Annotated in this window: 16 protein-coding genes, 1 tRNA gene and 1 other annotated feature; of the genes, 12 read left to right on the top strand and 5 right to left on the bottom strand. The window is 35.4% G+C overall.

Annotated features, from left to right (window positions below; translation table 11 throughout):
• Together Q0410_RS06280 and Q0410_RS06275 are read left to right on the top strand one after the other, a co-directional pair.
• Positions 1–216 (top strand): hypothetical protein (locus Q0410_RS06280; protein WP_299034422.1); only part of this gene is annotated, 216 nt, incomplete at its 5' end.
• A gap of 9 nt (positions 217–225) precedes the next feature.
• Positions 226–450, top strand: coding sequence for a hypothetical protein (locus tag Q0410_RS06275; protein WP_299034420.1), 225 nt, complete (start codon positions 226–228; stop codon positions 448–450).
• A gap of 200 nt (positions 451–650) precedes the next feature.
• Here Q0410_RS06275 and Q0410_RS06270 read toward each other — a convergent pair.
• From Q0410_RS06270 to Q0410_RS06255, 4 genes are all read right to left on the bottom strand, one after another.
• Positions 651–740: transfer RNA gene (locus Q0410_RS06270), tRNA-Leu, on the bottom strand.
• A gap of 41 nt (positions 741–781) precedes the next feature.
• A complete protein-coding gene (locus Q0410_RS06265; RefSeq protein ID WP_299034418.1) occupies positions 782–1501 on the bottom strand; it encodes an amino acid ABC transporter ATP-binding protein in 720 nt (239 codons plus the stop codon).
• On the bottom strand, positions 1488–2192 hold the full coding sequence (locus Q0410_RS06260) for an amino acid ABC transporter permease (protein ID WP_299034416.1): 705 nt from the start codon (positions 2190–2192) through the stop codon (positions 1488–1490). The genes Q0410_RS06265 and Q0410_RS06260 overlap by 14 nt, the downstream gene beginning before the upstream one ends.
• A 6-nt stretch (positions 2193–2198) precedes the next feature.
• Positions 2199–2990 (bottom strand): ABC transporter substrate-binding protein, encoded by a 792-nt coding sequence (locus Q0410_RS06255; RefSeq protein WP_299034414.1) that lies wholly within the window; start codon positions 2988–2990, stop codon positions 2199–2201.
• A gap of 16 nt (positions 2991–3006) precedes the next feature.
• Positions 3007–3238, bottom strand: a binding site (T-box leader).
• 94 nt (positions 3239–3332) lie between these two features.
• Here Q0410_RS06255 and ispE point away from each other — a divergent pair.
• The 9 genes from ispE to Q0410_RS06210 all read left to right on the top strand — a co-directional run bounded on the left by ispE (position 3333) and on the right by Q0410_RS06210 (position 12437).
• Positions 3333–4172 carry a 4-(cytidine 5'-diphospho)-2-C-methyl-D-erythritol kinase gene (ispE, locus tag Q0410_RS06250; RefSeq protein ID WP_299034412.1) on the top strand — a complete coding sequence of 280 codons (840 nt, stop codon included), beginning with the start codon at positions 3333–3335 and terminating at the stop codon, positions 4170–4172.
• Positions 4165–4911 (top strand): glutamate racemase, encoded by a 747-nt coding sequence (gene murI, locus Q0410_RS06245; RefSeq protein WP_299034410.1) that lies wholly within the window; start codon positions 4165–4167, stop codon positions 4909–4911. The genes ispE and murI overlap by 8 nt, the downstream gene beginning before the upstream one ends.
• Before the next feature lie 3 nt (positions 4912–4914).
• Entirely contained in the window at positions 4915–5820 is a 906-nt protein-coding gene (locus tag Q0410_RS06240; protein WP_299034409.1) for an exopolyphosphatase, read from the top strand.
• Positions 5821–5822: 2 nt separating this feature from the next.
• On the top strand, positions 5823–8000 hold the full coding sequence (locus tag Q0410_RS06235; protein WP_299034406.1) for an RNA degradosome polyphosphate kinase: 2178 nt from the start codon (positions 5823–5825) through the stop codon (positions 7998–8000).
• Between the two features lie 233 nt (positions 8001–8233).
• Complete coding sequence (locus Q0410_RS06230; RefSeq protein WP_299034404.1) at positions 8234–9232, top strand: M15 family metallopeptidase; 999 nt, start codon at positions 8234–8236, stop codon at positions 9230–9232.
• Between the two features lie 8 nt (positions 9233–9240).
• On the top strand, positions 9241–9612 hold the full coding sequence (locus Q0410_RS06225) for a RidA family protein (protein WP_299034401.1): 372 nt from the start codon (positions 9241–9243) through the stop codon (positions 9610–9612).
• 364 nt (positions 9613–9976) lie between these two features.
• Positions 9977–10462 (top strand): NUDIX hydrolase, encoded by a 486-nt coding sequence (locus Q0410_RS06220; RefSeq protein WP_299034399.1) that lies wholly within the window; start codon positions 9977–9979, stop codon positions 10460–10462.
• A 157-nt stretch (positions 10463–10619) separates the two neighbouring features.
• Positions 10620–11015 (top strand): hypothetical protein, encoded by a 396-nt coding sequence (locus tag Q0410_RS06215; RefSeq protein WP_299034397.1) that lies wholly within the window; start codon positions 10620–10622, stop codon positions 11013–11015.
• A 54-nt stretch (positions 11016–11069) separates the two neighbouring features.
• Positions 11070–12437, top strand: coding sequence for an aldehyde dehydrogenase family protein (locus Q0410_RS06210; protein ID WP_299034395.1), 1368 nt, complete (start codon positions 11070–11072; stop codon positions 12435–12437).
• Between the two features lie 317 nt (positions 12438–12754).
• On the opposite strand, the gene Q0410_RS06205 is transcribed toward Q0410_RS06210, so the two are convergent.
• The gene (locus tag Q0410_RS06205; RefSeq protein ID WP_299034393.1) at positions 12755–13972 is read right to left on the bottom strand and encodes an FprA family A-type flavoprotein; all 1218 of its coding nucleotides are present in this window, start codon (positions 13970–13972) and stop codon (positions 12755–12757) included.
• Positions 13973–14152: 180 nt separating this feature from the next.
• Between Q0410_RS06205 and Q0410_RS06200 the strand changes: the two genes are divergently transcribed.
• The gene (locus Q0410_RS06200) at positions 14153–15838 is read left to right on the top strand and encodes an acyl-CoA dehydrogenase family protein (RefSeq protein ID WP_299034391.1); all 1686 of its coding nucleotides are present in this window, start codon (positions 14153–14155) and stop codon (positions 15836–15838) included.
• Positions 15839–15880: the final 42 nt, after the last annotated feature.

Raw genomic sequence — 15880 nt, 5'->3', positions numbered from 1 at the left:
CGTAGGCTCTATGTTAAAGCAGACTTTATGGCATATAAAAGCAGACTTAATGACCCCCACAAAGGAGACTTTAAGGAGGGTATTAAAGGAGACTTTAAAGAGAATAATATAAATATAAATAATATAAATAAGAATATAGATACCAGCACAAGTAAACACATGGGTAAATCTCCTAGGAAAAGTGATTACCTAGAAGAGCTTTTAGCAAATATATAAGGAGTTAGGATGGTAAGGGTTAATTTTAAAAATAAGAAGAAATATGTAAACATAGATGGGAGGGACTACGGACCTAAGTCTCTTTATTTTCATATAAAAAGAATGATATCCACCCTAAAATATTTTAAAAGTGAGGGTAAGTGGGATCAAGAAAGGCAAGATTTGGTAAAGACTAACATAAAAGAATATGTAAAAGTTTTTAAAGAAAATTTCTCTGAAGAAGACCTGTGGTGAAAGTAAAAATTTTTAGAGACTTTTAAATGGTGGATAGAATATTAAATAGATAGACAAGAAAATTATGTTTAAGGCTATAAAAAAGCTACAATCAACGTTTTATTTAACTAAATATTTAATAAATAAAAAAAGACAGAATACTTATATTCTGCCTCGTATAACTTGCATAGTTTTAAATTTTATACTGAATAAAATTTCTATGGTGCGGGATAGAAGATTTGAACTTCCACGACCTAAAATCGGTCACAAGATCCTTAGTCTTGCGCGTCTGCCAATTCCGCCAATCCCGCTTAGTATCACTATTGAATGATACTATATTTTTTAGCTTTTGTCAAATAATTTTTCCTAGGAAATCTTTAGCCCTATCTGTATTTGGGTTTGTAAAGAAATCTTTTGGGTTATTACTTTCTTCGACTATTTTTCCGGCATCCATAAAGATTAATCTGTTTGATACTTCTCTTGCAAAGGCCATTTCATGAGTAACTACTAACATTGTCATGGCATCTTTTGCTAAATCTGCCATTAAATTTAGAACTTCCCCAACCATTTCTGGGTCTAGGGCGCTGGTTGGTTCATCAAATAGCATGATTTTTGGATTCATCATGAGGGCTCTAATTATAGCTATCCTCTGTTTTTGTCCTCCGGAAAGCTGGTCTGGATAGGATTTTTCCTTATCTGATAGACCGATTCTTTCTAAGAGTTCTCTGGCCTTTTTTTTAGCTTCATCCTTTTCTAGTTTGCCTCTTAGGATTGGGGCTAGGATTAGGTTGTCAATGATTGTCAAATGGCTAAAGAGGTTGAAATTTTGAAATACCATGCCTATTTCTTCTCTAAGGCTGTTTATATTATAGTCTTTTATATTTTCACCTAAAAATAGTATTTCACCACTATCAATTTCCTCTAGGAGGTTTAGGCTTCTAAGGAAGGTTGATTTGCCTGAGCCTGATGGGCCAATTATTGAAATGACATTTTCCTTATCAACTTTTAAATCTATTCCTTTTAGAACTTCGTTGTTTGCAAAGCTCTTGTGAAGATTTCTAACTTCTAACATGTTGTATCTTCCTTTCCATAACTTTAAAGGCTTGCTCTATCAAGATTACTATTATTAGATAGATTAGAGCTGCCGCAAAGTAAGGGACGCTTGCCTTAAAGGTTTTGGATATTATTATTGATGCTCCACGGGTTAAGTCAGCCAGTCCTATGAAGCCAGATATTGATGTTTCCTTTAAAAGTGTTATAACTTCATTACCTAAGGCTGGGAGGGCATTTCTTAGGGCTTGGGGAAGGCTTATCTTAAAGAGGGCTTCGTTATATGAAAGACCCAAGCTTCTTGCAGCTTCCACTTCTCCTTTAGCTACTGAATTTAGGCCGCTTCTTATGACCTCGGACATGTAGGCGGATGAGTTTAAGGCGAAGGTTGCTATGGCAATTATAACCAGGTTATCAAGGCCTACAAGAATTACGTTAAACATAATTAAAAGCTGGATTGTTGATGGAGTTCCCCTTATGATTGTTATAAAAAGGCCTGCTAGCTTATCTAAAATATTTAGGGTAAAGCCTTTTGGATTATCCCATTTTGGATTGAGGTCTATCTTGGCCTTTCTGATTATGGCAAGGATTAGACCTAGGATGAAGGATAACATTAGGGAAATAGTACTTACTAGAAGGGTTATTTTAAGACCTTCTATGAGGTACATATATAGGTTACCATCTAAGAGATTTGTCTTTATCAAGTCAAACATCAGGACCTACTTGTATTTTTTGACGATTTTTTCTATTGTACCATCATCTTGGAATTCTTTGATTGCCTTATTTATTAGTTCTTTGGCTTCATCTTCTTCTTTACCAATGGCAAATGCATAATCTTCAGATTCGTAGTCAGATTCCATTATTTCTAGGTCATCGTTAGCTTGAACGAATTTCTCAGCTGAGGTTTGGTCCATCAAGATTGCATCAATTTTTCCATTTTGAAGGGCAAGGACTGCATCAGAATATTTAGCAAAGGCTGATACCTTTTCAAATTCTTCATCAGCAAGGTCATTACCTACTGTTCCAAGTTGGCAGCCTATTGTTTTATCCATTAGGTCATCTTTTGATTTTATACCGCTATCTTTTTTTATTAAAAATATTTGAGTGCTTGATGCGTAAGTATCTGTAAAATCAACATTTTCTAGCCTTTTTGGATTTACTGTCATGCCTGCAGCTCCTATATCTGCCCTACCAGAACCGATTGATGCTATGATATTGTTAAAGTCCATATCATTGATTTCAACTTCTACTTTAAGCTTTTCGCCTATAGCTTTTACAATTTCTGGGTCAATACCTACAATATTTTCTCCATCATAAAATTCATATGGGGCGAAGTCTGCACTTGTTGCCACAGTTAATTTTCCGTCAGCAAGAATGCCTGGTAATTTATCTGTGTTTGCAGCTTCTTTAGCATCCTTAGTATTTTCATTTGCTCCACATCCTGTCATTAGTCCTGCTAATAGGACACCGATTAATAGTTTTTTCATTATAAATTCCTTTCTTTTTGGCATTAAAAAAACCCCTCCCTAAAGGGACGAGCTTGTCGTGGTGCCACCCAAATTCTCTTATTTCTCACAAAATAAGACTTAATCAGTACTATCATACCTTATGCTGTAAGGGGCATACCCCTAAGGCCCTACTCTTAGTTCAGGTCTTAAGCTCAAAGACTCTCTTCATCTTACCCTTACCTGTCTTCTTCCACTCTACAAGACTCGCTAGAGGATTTATGCAAGATTACTCTTCTTATCATCGCTTGTTAGCCTTTATTATATAGCCTTTATTTTTCTTGTCAAGCTATTTAGATAAAGTATAGAAAAAATAATCATAAAGGATATAATAATTTTGAGGTATATATGATTAAAAAATGTTTTGCAAAGATTAACCTAAGCCTTGATATTATCTCAAAAAGACCCGATGGTTACCACAATATCGACACTTTGATGGCGAGGATTAATCTTTTTGATAAGTTAGAAATAGAAAAAAATTCCGATGGCAAATTTACCTATGAGTCTAATCTCAATCTCGGAAAAGTTGAAGACAACCTAGTTTTTAAGGCCTATGAGATTATGAAAAACCTTGCAGGGGACAAGGCTACGGGTATTAGGGTAAAGCTATCAAAAAATATCCCAGTTGCGGCTGGCCTTGCGGGTGGTTCTACCAATGCTGCTGAGACCATGAAGGCCCTTAACGAACTTTGGGGTCTGGGACTTTCTAAAAAGGCCCTTATGGAAGAAGGGGCCAAACTCGGGGCAGATATCCCATTTTTCTTTCTTGATAGGGCGGCCCGTGCGACAGGCATTGGGGAAATTCTCGAGCCTTTTAGGATCAAAACTCCCCTCAAAGTCCTCTTGGTCAATGACGGGACTAATATAGCTTCGGCCCACGTTTACAAAAACACCAAGCTTTTTGGCCACATTAATAATATAGAAATCGCTAAGGGCCTTGAAGAGGGGTCTTGGGCTGTGGTGAATGATTTTGAAAATGTCATGGAAGATGTGGTTTTGAGGGATTTTCCACACCTAAAGGCCATTAAGGAAAATTTGATTGACAAGGGTGCCATAAAGGCCATTGTTTCAGGATCAGGTGGATCTATTTTTGGGATTTTTAGGGATGAAAAAAACCTTGATTCTGCCTATGATGCCCTTAAGGATTCCTATTATTTTGTTAGAAAGGTGGACCTAATCGATGACTAATATTGGAATTTTTGATTCGGGTCTGGGCGGAGTTGCGGTTTTAAACGAACTTGCCAAGAAGAATAAGGCTAATTATTTTTACCTAGGAGATAATCTAAGGGTACCTTATGGCAATAGGTCTAAGGAGGAGATAACAAGTTTTGCAACAGATATTGTAACTTACTTAGAAAACTATAATATAGATTATTATATTATAGCTTGTAATACTATTTCTGTAACCTGTAAGGATTATCTAAGGGAAAAATTTAAAAAGGACTTTATTGCCATCACCGATGTGGCTATAGAGGCAGCTACGGATTTTGAGGGCGATTTTTTAGCCCTTGCTACCAAGGCTACCATTGATAGTCATTTTTATAAAAAAACTCTTGAGGCAAAAAAGAAAGCTAGAGTTTTTGAGTCAAAGGCCATTGACCTAGTTAATCTGATAGAAGGTGGTATCCTTGATGGAAAAATTTTAGATAAAGCCCTTGATGACTACCTAAAAGTTGCCAATGAAAGAGAAATAGAAAATATTATCCTTGCCTGTACCCATTATCCTATTATCAAGGATAAGATTAGGGATAGGCTAAACTATGAGGCAAATATTATTGACCCTGCTGTATATCTGTCTAATAATTTATCGACTAAAGATGGGGAAAATGGGGTAAATATATTTATGACAAAGGAAAGCAAAGAAACAAGTGATCTAATTGAAAAGATTATGAAGGTTGACTATAAGTTAAACTATATAGGAGATTAGAAAATGATTTATGCGATTATGGATATAGGCTCAAATACTGTGAGACTATCAGTTTATAAGGAAAAAAATGGTGAAGCTATAAATCTTTTTTCTGAAAAAGAACAGGTATCTTTAAAATCTTATGTAAAAAATGGCAGATTAACTAAAAAGGGAGTTAAGAGATTATTTTCTACCCTTGCTAAGTTTAAGGCAGTTTGCGATAATTTTGGAGATATTGATGAAGTTCATCCTTTTGCTACAGCTACAGTAAGGGATGTGGCAAATAGGTCTGAGATATTAAACCTGATGAAGGATGAGCTTGACCTTGATATAGAAATCTTATCAGGAGAAGAGGAGGCAGAGCTTGCCTTTGTAGGTGCAGCTGTTTCTACTGACGTAAAGGAGGGGGTCCTTTGCGATATAGGTGGTGGCTCTACTGAGGTAGTTTTAATAGATCAGGGCAAGGTTATTAAGTCTTCGTCCCTATCAATTGGCTCTCTATCAACCTTTAATGACTATGTAGACGGACTTTTTGTTGATAAGGACAGTAGGAAAAAAATAGAAAAAAGAGTGGTCCAACTTTTTGATGATACATCAATGTACAGGGAAGAGTTTGATGTCTTATCTGCTGTCGGAGGTTCTGCCCGTGCAGCCCTTTTGGTTTATAGGGAATATTATGACCTTGACGATGAGGTAAGAAGCATGGATGCAGGAGATTTTACCAAGATGGTAAAAGACTTAATTAAAAAAAGTGATAAGAAAAAAATGCAATTAATTTTAGATATCAAGCCAGATAGGATCCACACCCTCTTACCTGGTATGGTTATCATGAGTCAAATATGCGAATTTTTCTCAGTTAAAACAATAAATGTTAGCAAAACAGGTGTTAGGGAAGGATATGTCTATAGTAAACTTTTAGGAAAGGAATAGACATGAAAAATTTTACACAAAATAGGGAATTATCCTGGTTAGACTTTAACAAGAGAGTAATAGAGGAGGCTACGGATGAGACTGTACCAGTCCTTGAAAGACTCAAGTTTTTATCTATATATGATACGAACCTAGAAGAATTTTTTATGGTAAGGATTGGCTCTCTTACAGACTTATCTAAGCTAAAAAAGCAGCCTATAGATAGCAAATCAAAGATGACTGCAAAGGAGCAAATTGATGCCTGCCTAGATAAGCTTGTGCCCATGTATGCAAGGAAGGACCAAATATATTTTGATTTAGTAGGAGACTTAGCTGATAATGGTATAAACATCCAAAAAGTTTCAAGTCTTGATGAAAAAGCGAGAGACTTTTGCCAGACCTATTTTGATACAAAAATCGAGCCGATTTTATCATTTCAGATAATTGATAGGGTTCACCCCCTACCAAGGCTTGCAAACCTTAGCCTATCAGTGGTATTTGACCTAGTTAAGAAAAAATCTAAGGCTACAAATCCCAAGGAGATAATAGGTATAGTCTACCTTCCTGAGAGGCTAAATAGGTATGTTATGATATCTGATAGGACCTATGTCCTCCTTGAAGATATCATCAAGGAATTTGGAGCCGACTTGTTTGAGGGATACAAGGCAGAAAGTGCCTTTGTAATGAGTCTTACAAGAAATACCGATATATCTTATGATGACGATGATTATGAGGTTGAAGAAGACTTTAGGACCTATATGAAGGGCAAGCTTAAAAAAAGAAAGAGACAACAACCAGTTAGGCTTGAGGTTAACAGTCTGCTTGATGATGAAGACAAAGAATTTTTATGCAAAAATTTTGCTATAAGTGAAAAATCTATCTTTGTATCTAAGACTCCCTTCCAATTAGGTTTTATCTTTGATTTTATAGAAAGTCTACCAAGGGTAACAAGAAATGCCTTAACTTATGAAAAATTTACACCCCAACCATCAGCCATGGTCGATCCTAATAGACCTATGATTGATCAGGTTATGGAAAATGACCTAATCCTGTCTTATCCTTACGAGTCTATGGACCCTATGATAAGGCTTTTAGATGAGGCAGCCAGTGATGATAGTGTAGCCTCAATAAAAATTACCCTCTATAGGATAGCCAAGGATTCTAAAATTGCCAAAAGTCTTATAAAGGCTAGTGAAAATGGCAAGGAAGTCATAGTCCTAATGGAGCTAAGGGCGAGGTTTGATGAAGATAACAACATTTTCTGGTCTTCAAGACTAGAAGAAGCAGGGTGTAAGATTGTTTACGGCTTTGACCATTACAAGTGCCATTCCAAGGTATGCCTTATTACCAGGTTTAAAAACGATGAGGTATCTTATATAACTCAGATTGCAACAGGCAATTATAATGAGAAAACTGCCAAACTCTATACAGACTTTTCTTTTATGACCAAAGATTCTGTAATAGGTCAAGATGCCAAGGACCTTTTTGATAATATTTTGATAGGAAATCTAGAGGGAACTTATAAAAAACTAATGGCATCTCCAAAGTCCATGCAAGATAGCCTTAAAAAGCTAATCAATGATGAGATAAAAAGAGCAGAAAATGGAGAAGATGCTTACATAAGGCTAAAGATGAATTCAATTTCTGATAAGGGACTTATAGACCTACTTTCTAAGGCCTCTCAGGCAGGAGTTAAGATAGAAATGATGGTAAGGGGAATAACTTGTATTTTGCCAGGTGTTAAGGGAGCCAGTGAAAATATTGAGATTTACCAAATTGTTGGTAGGTTTCTAGAACACCACAGGGTCTACCAATTTGGTAGGAAAAATCCAAAACTTTATATATCATCAGCAGATTTTATGACTAGAAATATTAGAAACAGGGTCGAAGTTGCAGTGCCAATTGAAGATAGGAAGATAAAAAAATACCTTTTAGATTTTCTAGATATAATGTTTAAAGATGATGTTAAAATTAGAAAACTTTATCCTACTGGAGAATATTTGAAAGTAGAAAATAAAGAAAATTTTAATGCCCAAGAAGCACTCATGAAAAAAGCTATAAAGGATTTTGAAACTAAAAATAAAGCCCTTAAGGAAAATGAATCTCTAAATAATCATAAAATTCTTAAGAATAAGAGCAACAAAAAAGATGGCAAAAAAACAGGAATTCTAGAGATTTTTAAAAAACTATTTAATAATTAGTTGAAATAAAACTAAAAGCAATGAAAATCCGACAAATAAGTCGGATTTTTTTAAAATTAATCAAAAAAAACAAACATTTTACCCTATTAATTTTACCAAAATAGTGTTATAATAATAGAGAGCAAATGTAGTATTAAACTTAAATATGAGATTGAAATATATTTAATATTTATGCAAGGTACTACAATCCCACAGACCAACACTAAAATATTGAAATAAATAGAGGAAGAAAAATGTCAAACAAAGGTATAAGAGAGCTAAAAAGACGCAAGAGGCGTGAAGCAAAAAGAAGGAGAAAAAAGGCACTTTTGCTAGGACTTGGGACAATTTTGACCCTTACAACGGCGAAGTTTGCCCTACAACAAGAGGATAACTATCAAATCAGAAGACCTAGCGAATATAGGATAGCGTCAGGAGAACTAATGGAAGCTGACGAAAGTGAAGAAAAGATAAGTACTTCCGATATCCATATAGCAACTGATCTTGGATTTAAGGATATAGACTTAGAAGATGAGTTAAAAATCGAAGATAGTTCTTATCAAGACGACCTAATAGCATACATAAAATGCATGCAAACCCAGTATGCCTACCAATTTCCCAATGACTATTCAAAGACAGATAAGTTTGTCAAAGAAGGTCAGTATTTAGGATTTTACGGAAGTGAAAATGGCTTTGCCAAAGTAAAAATAGATGATTCATATTATTATGTAAACAAATTTGGCCTAGCAAAAACTGGGGAAGGTGAGGGGATAAAGGTAGTAAATGGAATAGTTTATGTAAATGAATCCTATCCGCTACCAGCAAATTTTGACCCAGGTGTAGATAAGACAGCCAGACGTGCTTTTGAAACCATGCGTCAAGATATGGCAAGGGATGGCCTTGACCTAAGGATAGCCTCTGATTATAGAGGTTATGAGCTAGAAGGCAAGATGTATGATGCAGGAGAGGTTGACTCAGAAGTAGCCGGTACAAGCGAGCACCAAACAGGTACAGCCTTTGACTTTTTTACAGAAGGCTCTAAATACAATGACAAATTTGAAGCCACAGCAGAATATAAGTGGCTAGCAGATAATGCTTATAAATATGGATTTATCGAAAGATATCCAAAGGGTGAGGAAAATAAGACCCACCACAAAGCCCAAGCTTGGCACTACAGGTTTGTAGGGGTAGAAAAAGCCAAGGAAATATACGATAATAACTTAACATTAGAAGAATTTTTAAAGATATCATAGGAGGAAACATGAAAGCAATTCAAACAAACAAAGCACCAGAAGCAGTAGGCGCATATGTTCAAGGACTAGCAACTGATAATTTAATATTCACATCAGGCCAACTCCCACTAGACCCAGAAACTGGAGAACTAGAAATGGATATCAAAAAAGCTACTAAAAGAGCCCTAGAAAACATCAAGGCCATAGTAGAAGCAGGTGGATCATCTGTTGATAAAATAGTAAAATGCAATGTATTTTTAGATGATGTAAACGACTTTGCTGCCTTTAACGAAGTATATGAAGAATTCTTCGGAGACCACAAACCAGCTAGATCTGCCCTAGAAGTAGCAAATATACCAAAGGGTGCAGTAATAGAAATCGAAGCTATAGCTGTACTATAGCCTTGTCCTAATTTTCGAAAGAAAATAAATGGAAAGACTAGCCGACTATATCTCAAGTTTTAGAAAAAGTGATTTTTTAAAATAGGATAAGTGTGTCTAAATTTAAGAAATAATTCTTAGAATTTGTGGATAGGTTTTAAAAATATCGCTAAAACCATTCGCTTTATTAAGTCTTGTAAAATAGGTTTGTAAGAGAATTTATATTTGATTTTAAAATAAATTATTTTATAAGTCGTTTTATAAGAATAATTTTACAAGATATCAAAGTATAGATTAAAAATTTATAAGGATAAAATATAAACTTGACCCAGAGGGGTCATTTTTGTTTTTGTGAGAAATTTGAAATTAAAGTTAGGGGAGAGAGATGGATCAGGATTGTGGATTTAGAAAAGGCGATAAGTGGTTTAGGTATAGGGCTGCGGCAATAATAGTCGAAGATGATTGTGTTTTGTTTGCGGGAAATGAAGTAGATGACTATTACTATTCCATAGGTGGTGGAGTCCATTTGGGGGAAAGTTCTGAACAAGCCATAAAAAGAGAAGTCTTCGAAGAAACAGGCGTAGAATACGAAGTTGATTATTTGGCTATTATTCACGAAAATTTCTTTGTGGGAAGCTCTAGTTTAAAAGGCGTAGACTGCCATGAGATTTGCTTTTATTACATGATGAAACCTAAGGGGAATAAAAACCTCAATAGCCATAGCTTTACCATGGATGGCCTAAAAGAGACCATGCACTGGATACCAATCGACGAACTTGAAAAATATAAGGCCTATCCGACTTTTATGAAAGAATATTTAAAGTCAAACCATATGGGCCTTGTTCATATCATTATCGATGAAAGAGTCTGATAAGGCTCGGAATCATTTTGAAATATTATAGGCTCTTTTATATATAAATTTAATCATCTTATCCCGCCATTTTTGCTTTATCATAGACAAATTTATTAAAATGGTGAGATTTGAAAATTTTATATAAACCATTATAGGAGTTTTTATGACCAATAATTTGTATCTAATATTTTTAGGAATATATACTTTAATTATTATGATAAATTACAATCTTTTAAAAAACCCCAAACCCTACCCACCAGAGGATATTAGAGAAGAGTTTAAAAGAGGAAGGGAGAGGCTAGGTTCATATAAGTATAGGGGCCTATCCTATTATCTTCTCCCAAGGCTCGTTAAAAGTGAATCTAATTGGATAAATGGAAATAATTATTGGTATAGGTCTGGAATAAGGTTGGGAATAATGGGTTTTGCTCTTACACTTTTTACAATGCTCTTAGGTGAAGTTTTTAAGATCTATGATCCTTTAGTTGGTTTGTTTATAATATTAATCCCTTCGATTTTAGGAATGATATACCTTTGTATAAAGATGGAAAAAGATATTTTAAAAGATTAAATTTATAGAGTATCTAATATGAATTACCAACCTGTGAACTTTGAAAGGATAGTTATGAATCTTGAAAATATCATTAATAGTCAAAGGGAATTTTTTCTTGGTAATTTTACCAAGTCTTATGATTTTAGGATGAGACAATTAGACAAGCTTGAAAATGCTATAAGAGACAATGAAAGTTTAATTTTAGATGCTCTGAGAAAAGATTTGGGCAAGTCTAATTTTGAATCCTACCTTACAGAATATCACTTTGTCCTTGGAGAGATTAAATTTGCTAAGAAAAACCTTAGGAAATGGATGAGCAAAAAGAGGGTCAAATCATCTCTTACAACTCTTCCGGCAAAAAGTTTTTATACTTACGAACCTCTTGGAGTTACTCTTATAATTTCCCCTTGGAATTATCCCTTTAATCTAAGCTTGGGCCCTGTTGTAGGGGCCATAGCTAGTGGAAATACTGTGATTTTAAAGACTTCATCAAAATCAACTGAAACAAGTAAAATTATCTCAAGAATTGTCGGGGATAATTTTAGGGAAGAGTATTTTATTCATTTAGATAATGAAAAACTCGACTATGATGAATTGATACATAAGCCTTATGATCATGTTTTTTATACAGGAGGTCCTGCTGTTGCCAAAAAAATTATGGCGGCGCAAGTTCCTCACCTTAGTAAACTAACTTTAGAACTTGGGGGCAAGAGTCCATGCCTGGTTGAAAAGACTGCTGATATAAAAATGGCAGCTAAGAAAATTGCCTGGGCTAAGACTGTAAACGCCGGCCAGACTTGCATTGCACCGGACTTTGTCATAGTGGATAGAAAGATAAAGATCGATTTAATAAAAGAAATAAAGCTAAATCTTATTAACTTTTACGGAGAAAATCCTTTTGCAAATCCCGACTTTCCAAGGATTATAAATGAACATCATTTCGTAAGGCTCTTAGGCTTAATCGACGAGGATAAGGTTGTTTTTGGTGGAGAATTTGATGAAAAATTGTTAAAAATCGGGCCAACTATAATGGATGAGGTCGACTTTTCCGATCCTGTAATGGGAGAGGAAATTTTTGGACCTATTATTCCCATAATTTCCTATGATAATCTTGATGAGATTTTAGGGAAAATCAAGATGATGCCAAAACCACTCGCCTTTTACACTTTTACCCGTGATAAAAAAATAGAAGATAAAATCATCAGGGAAATTGAATATGGCAATGGGGCTATCAATGAATGCCTAATGCAAATTGCGAATCCTAATTTAGAATTTGGGGGAGTAGGCAATTCTGGCCAGGGTGGCTACCACGGTTATTTTGGTTTTATGAATTTTTCTAATAGGAAGAGCATACTAAAGGCTGGGATCTTTGACAACTTTTTAAAATATCCACCCTATACGGACAAGAAGTTAAAATTTATTAAAAAAATCCTAGGTTAGAAAAAACTTTCTTGGGATTTCTAGACTAAGAATAGATAGGTTAAAAAGTATATGAGGTCTTATGCCATATATATGATAATATATAAGAATTTCAAGGATTTCTATGCTATACTCTCCCCTAGCCCTACAATATTGTGGAGTTTTTATAAAATTTAAAACTTTTTAGTATTAGGAACCTATATCGGGCCATATCTATATAATGAAGGTCATTTCTATTCTTATATTATATTTTGAAGAAACTTTGAGTATTTTATTTTAAACTCTATACAAAGTGGACAAAAAAAAACACCTCCCAACTTGGAGGTGTTTTAGCTTTCTTAAATTTCTGTGTTTTTATAATCTTCAGCTATTACTTTTGCAAGTTCTCTAAGTTCTTCAACATTAGGCTCTTTTACAGCTGAGTTGATTTTTACATCTTCACCGATGTAGTTTAGTTTGGCCGGTTCTAGGATTTCTTTTGATATTTCTAAGGATCTACCACCCCATGACCAGTTATTTAGGAAGGATACTGTTCTGTTTTTATATCCTGTTCCAACTAATTCTCTTAGGAAGGCATCCATCTTGTAGTATAAGCCAGCGTTGTAGTTAATTGGGGCAAATACTTGGTGAGAAAATCTGTGGCAGTCTGCTATTGGGTATGAGTAGTCCCAGTCAGATACGTCGTATAGGACTATATCTTCTACACCTTCTTGGGCAAGGAAGTTTGCGAGGATATCGCTTGCTTGTTCGGTGCCGCCGTACATGGATGAGTAAACTATTACAACACCCTTTTCTTCTGGTGTAAAGCCTGCCCAGTGGCCGTATTTTTCAAGGATAAAGTTAATTGAATCAGCATCCTTATAAACTGGTCCGTGTAGTGGAAGGATGGCATTGATATCAAGTCCTTCTACCTTTTTGAAGAGGTTTTGAACCATCTTACCTTGCTTACCTACTATATTTATATAGTAACGTCTAGCTTGCTCTAACCAGTCACCCTTGTGGATTACCTTATCTGCTTCGATGTTACCAGCGATTGCATTGAAGGCACCAAAGGCATCTGCTGAGAAGAAGAGGCCTTCTGTTGTTTCATAGGTCATGAATACTTCTGGCCAGTGAACCATTGGGGCAAAGACAAATTTAAGATTTCTCTTACCGATATTTAATTTTTCTCCGTCTTTGATTTCTACATACCTATCCTTGTAATTATCATTGTAGAATTGTTCAAAGAACTTGTGGGTCTTAGAATTTCCTACGAATTTACAGTTTGGATATTCTTTTAGGATAAAGTCGATATTTCTACAGTGGTCTGGCTCCATGTGGCTAACTATAATATAGTCAAGCTCTTCACCATCAAGGGCAGTTTCTACGTTTTCTAGGTATTGCCTAGTGAAAGCTCCTTCTACAGAGTCCATAAGGACATTTTTTTCATCCTTAATTACAAAGGCATTGTAAGAAACTCCATTAGGAACTTCAAACATATTTTCGAATCTGTTGATTCTACGGTCATTTACACCTACCCAATATATATTATCGAGTACTTCAATTATATTGTGCATACTTACTCCTTATAATTTTTATAATTCTTTTATTTTTACTATACTCTAAATTGGCTAATATTAAATGCTTTCGTGACTTATAAAAAATATTTCATGAAAATGTTTTGATAGGGTGAGAATGGGTATCATTATATTAAGAGCAAAATAAATAAGAAAAAAATAATTTGTTAAGGAGATAATATGTCATTTAATTTACCAAAGAATTTAGAAGAGTTTAGAAAAGTCGTTAGGGATTTTGCTGAGGAAAAGGTTAAGCCAATTGCTTTCCACCTTGATCAAACCAAGGAATTCCCAGCTGATATTGTCAAAGAAATGGGAGAGATGGGCCTTATGGGTATCCCATTTGATGAAAAATACGGTGGTGCAGGCCTAACAAATGAACACTATGCAATCGCAGTAGAAGAATTATCGAGAGTTGACGGCGGTGTTGGTGTAATTTGCTCAGCTCACACATCTCTAGGTACATGGGGTATCAATGAATTTGGTACAGAAGAGCAAAAGGAAAAATACCTAAGACCCCTAGTTGATGGTACACAAATCGGTGGGTTCGGTCTTACAGAAGAAAATGCAGGTTCTGACTCAGCTGTGACAGAAACAACAGCAGTAGATAAGGGAGATCATTACCTATTAAATGGTAAGAAAATCTTTATCACAAATGCACCAGCAGCCCAAACTTACCTAGTAACAGCTGTTACAGAACCAGGTAAGGGTAACCACGGTATATCAATGTTTATAGTTGATAAGGACTTTGAAGGCTTTACCTTCTCAGAGCCATATGACAAACTAGGTATCAGATCATCAATTACAGCTGAGCTTCACTTTAAAGATGTAAAAGTTCCAAAAGAAAACCTCCTTGGTGAGTTAAACAAGGGTTTCAAATATGCCATGATGATCCTAGACGGTGGTAGGATTGGTATAGCTTCTCAAGCTCTTGGTATTGCCCAAGGTGCCTACGAATCTGCTATGGACCATGCTATGCATAGGGAGCAATTTGGTAAGGCCATAGGACGTTTCCAATACAACTCCTTCACCCTAGCTCAAATGGCTACAGAACTTAAGGCAGCAAGACTTTTAATCTACGATGCAGCCAAGAAGAAAGATGCCCATGTTAAGGGATATGGTAAGGATGCTGCCATGGCTAAGCTATACGCTTCAGACCTTGCTGAAAGACTTACATCAGAAGCCCTTCAATTATACGGTGGTTCAGGATTTATCAAGGGATCAGATGTAGAAAGATTCTACAGAGACGCTAAGATTACCCAAATTTATGAAGGTACAAATGAAATTATGAAGCTTGTTATATCAGGCTATATCCTTCCAAGAGATAAAAATGCTAAGAAAGAAGCACCAAAGGCCAAAGAAACTAAGCAAGAAGATACAGACAAAAAACAAATCTTTACAGGAGATCCAAAAGAAGCAGCTAAAAAATTAGTTAAGGCCTTAGTTGCTGACGGATATGACCTTAAGAATGATGCAGTAGACCTAGAAAGCCCAGTTGAAGATGCTGATAGGGTTGTAGCTGTAGGTATGGGTCTTGGAGAAGTTCAAAACCTTGAAATGGCAAAAGAACTTGCCAATGTAACAGGATCAGTTCTTGGTTCTTCAAGACCTGCAGCCCAAGTTAGAAAATACGTTCCACTTAGACAATATATAGGTGTATCTGGTAGAAAATTTGCAGGTGAGCTATATATAGGAATCGGTATATCAGGTGCTAGCCAACACTTAAGAGGTCTTGAAGATGCTAAGAAAGTTGTTGTAATCAATAATGACGAATCAGCACCATTCTTCAAACGTTGTGACTACGGTATAGTTGGTGACTTCCACGAAGTAGTTCCAGCTCTAATCGAAGAAATTAAAAACCTATAAAATAAAATTTAGAGAGTAGGACCCGGTTGGGTCCTCTTTTTT

The sequence above is a fragment of the uncultured Anaerococcus sp. genome (assembly GCF_937934665.1).
Taxonomy (GTDB): Bacteria; Bacillota; Clostridia; order Tissierellales; family Peptoniphilaceae; genus Anaerococcus.
This window is presented reverse-complemented; position numbering and strand designations above follow the sequence as displayed.

What these genes read in the sequence shown, in the direction of transcription:
- Q0410_RS06275 (WP_299034420.1), top strand. Translation starts at nt 226, where the DNA reads ATGGTAAGGGTTAATTTTAAAAATAAGAAGAAATATGTAAACATAGAT.
- Q0410_RS06265 (WP_299034418.1), bottom strand. Translation starts at nt 1,501, where the DNA reads ATGTTAGAAGTTAGAAATCTTCACAAGAGCTTTGCAAACAACGAAGTT.
- Q0410_RS06260 (WP_299034416.1), bottom strand. Translation starts at nt 2,192, where the DNA reads ATGTTTGACTTGATAAAGACAAATCTCTTAGATGGTAACCTATATATG.
- Q0410_RS06255 (WP_299034414.1), bottom strand. Translation starts at nt 2,990, where the DNA reads ATGCCAAAAAGAAAGGAATTTATAATGAAAAAACTATTAATCGGTGTC.
- ispE (WP_299034412.1), top strand. Translation starts at nt 3,333, where the DNA reads ATGATTAAAAAATGTTTTGCAAAGATTAACCTAAGCCTTGATATTATC.
- murI (WP_299034410.1), top strand. Translation starts at nt 4,165, where the DNA reads ATGACTAATATTGGAATTTTTGATTCGGGTCTGGGCGGAGTTGCGGTT.
- Q0410_RS06240 (WP_299034409.1), top strand. Translation starts at nt 4,915, where the DNA reads ATGATTTATGCGATTATGGATATAGGCTCAAATACTGTGAGACTATCA.
- Q0410_RS06235 (WP_299034406.1), top strand. Translation starts at nt 5,823, where the DNA reads ATGAAAAATTTTACACAAAATAGGGAATTATCCTGGTTAGACTTTAAC.
- Q0410_RS06230 (WP_299034404.1), top strand. Translation starts at nt 8,234, where the DNA reads ATGTCAAACAAAGGTATAAGAGAGCTAAAAAGACGCAAGAGGCGTGAA.
- Q0410_RS06225 (WP_299034401.1), top strand. Translation starts at nt 9,241, where the DNA reads ATGAAAGCAATTCAAACAAACAAAGCACCAGAAGCAGTAGGCGCATAT.
- Q0410_RS06220 (WP_299034399.1), top strand. Translation starts at nt 9,977, where the DNA reads ATGGATCAGGATTGTGGATTTAGAAAAGGCGATAAGTGGTTTAGGTAT.
- Q0410_RS06210 (WP_299034395.1), top strand. Translation starts at nt 11,070, where the DNA reads ATGAATCTTGAAAATATCATTAATAGTCAAAGGGAATTTTTTCTTGGT.
- Q0410_RS06205 (WP_299034393.1), bottom strand. Translation starts at nt 13,972, where the DNA reads ATGCACAATATAATTGAAGTACTCGATAATATATATTGGGTAGGTGTA.
- Q0410_RS06200 (WP_299034391.1), top strand. Translation starts at nt 14,153, where the DNA reads ATGTCATTTAATTTACCAAAGAATTTAGAAGAGTTTAGAAAAGTCGTT.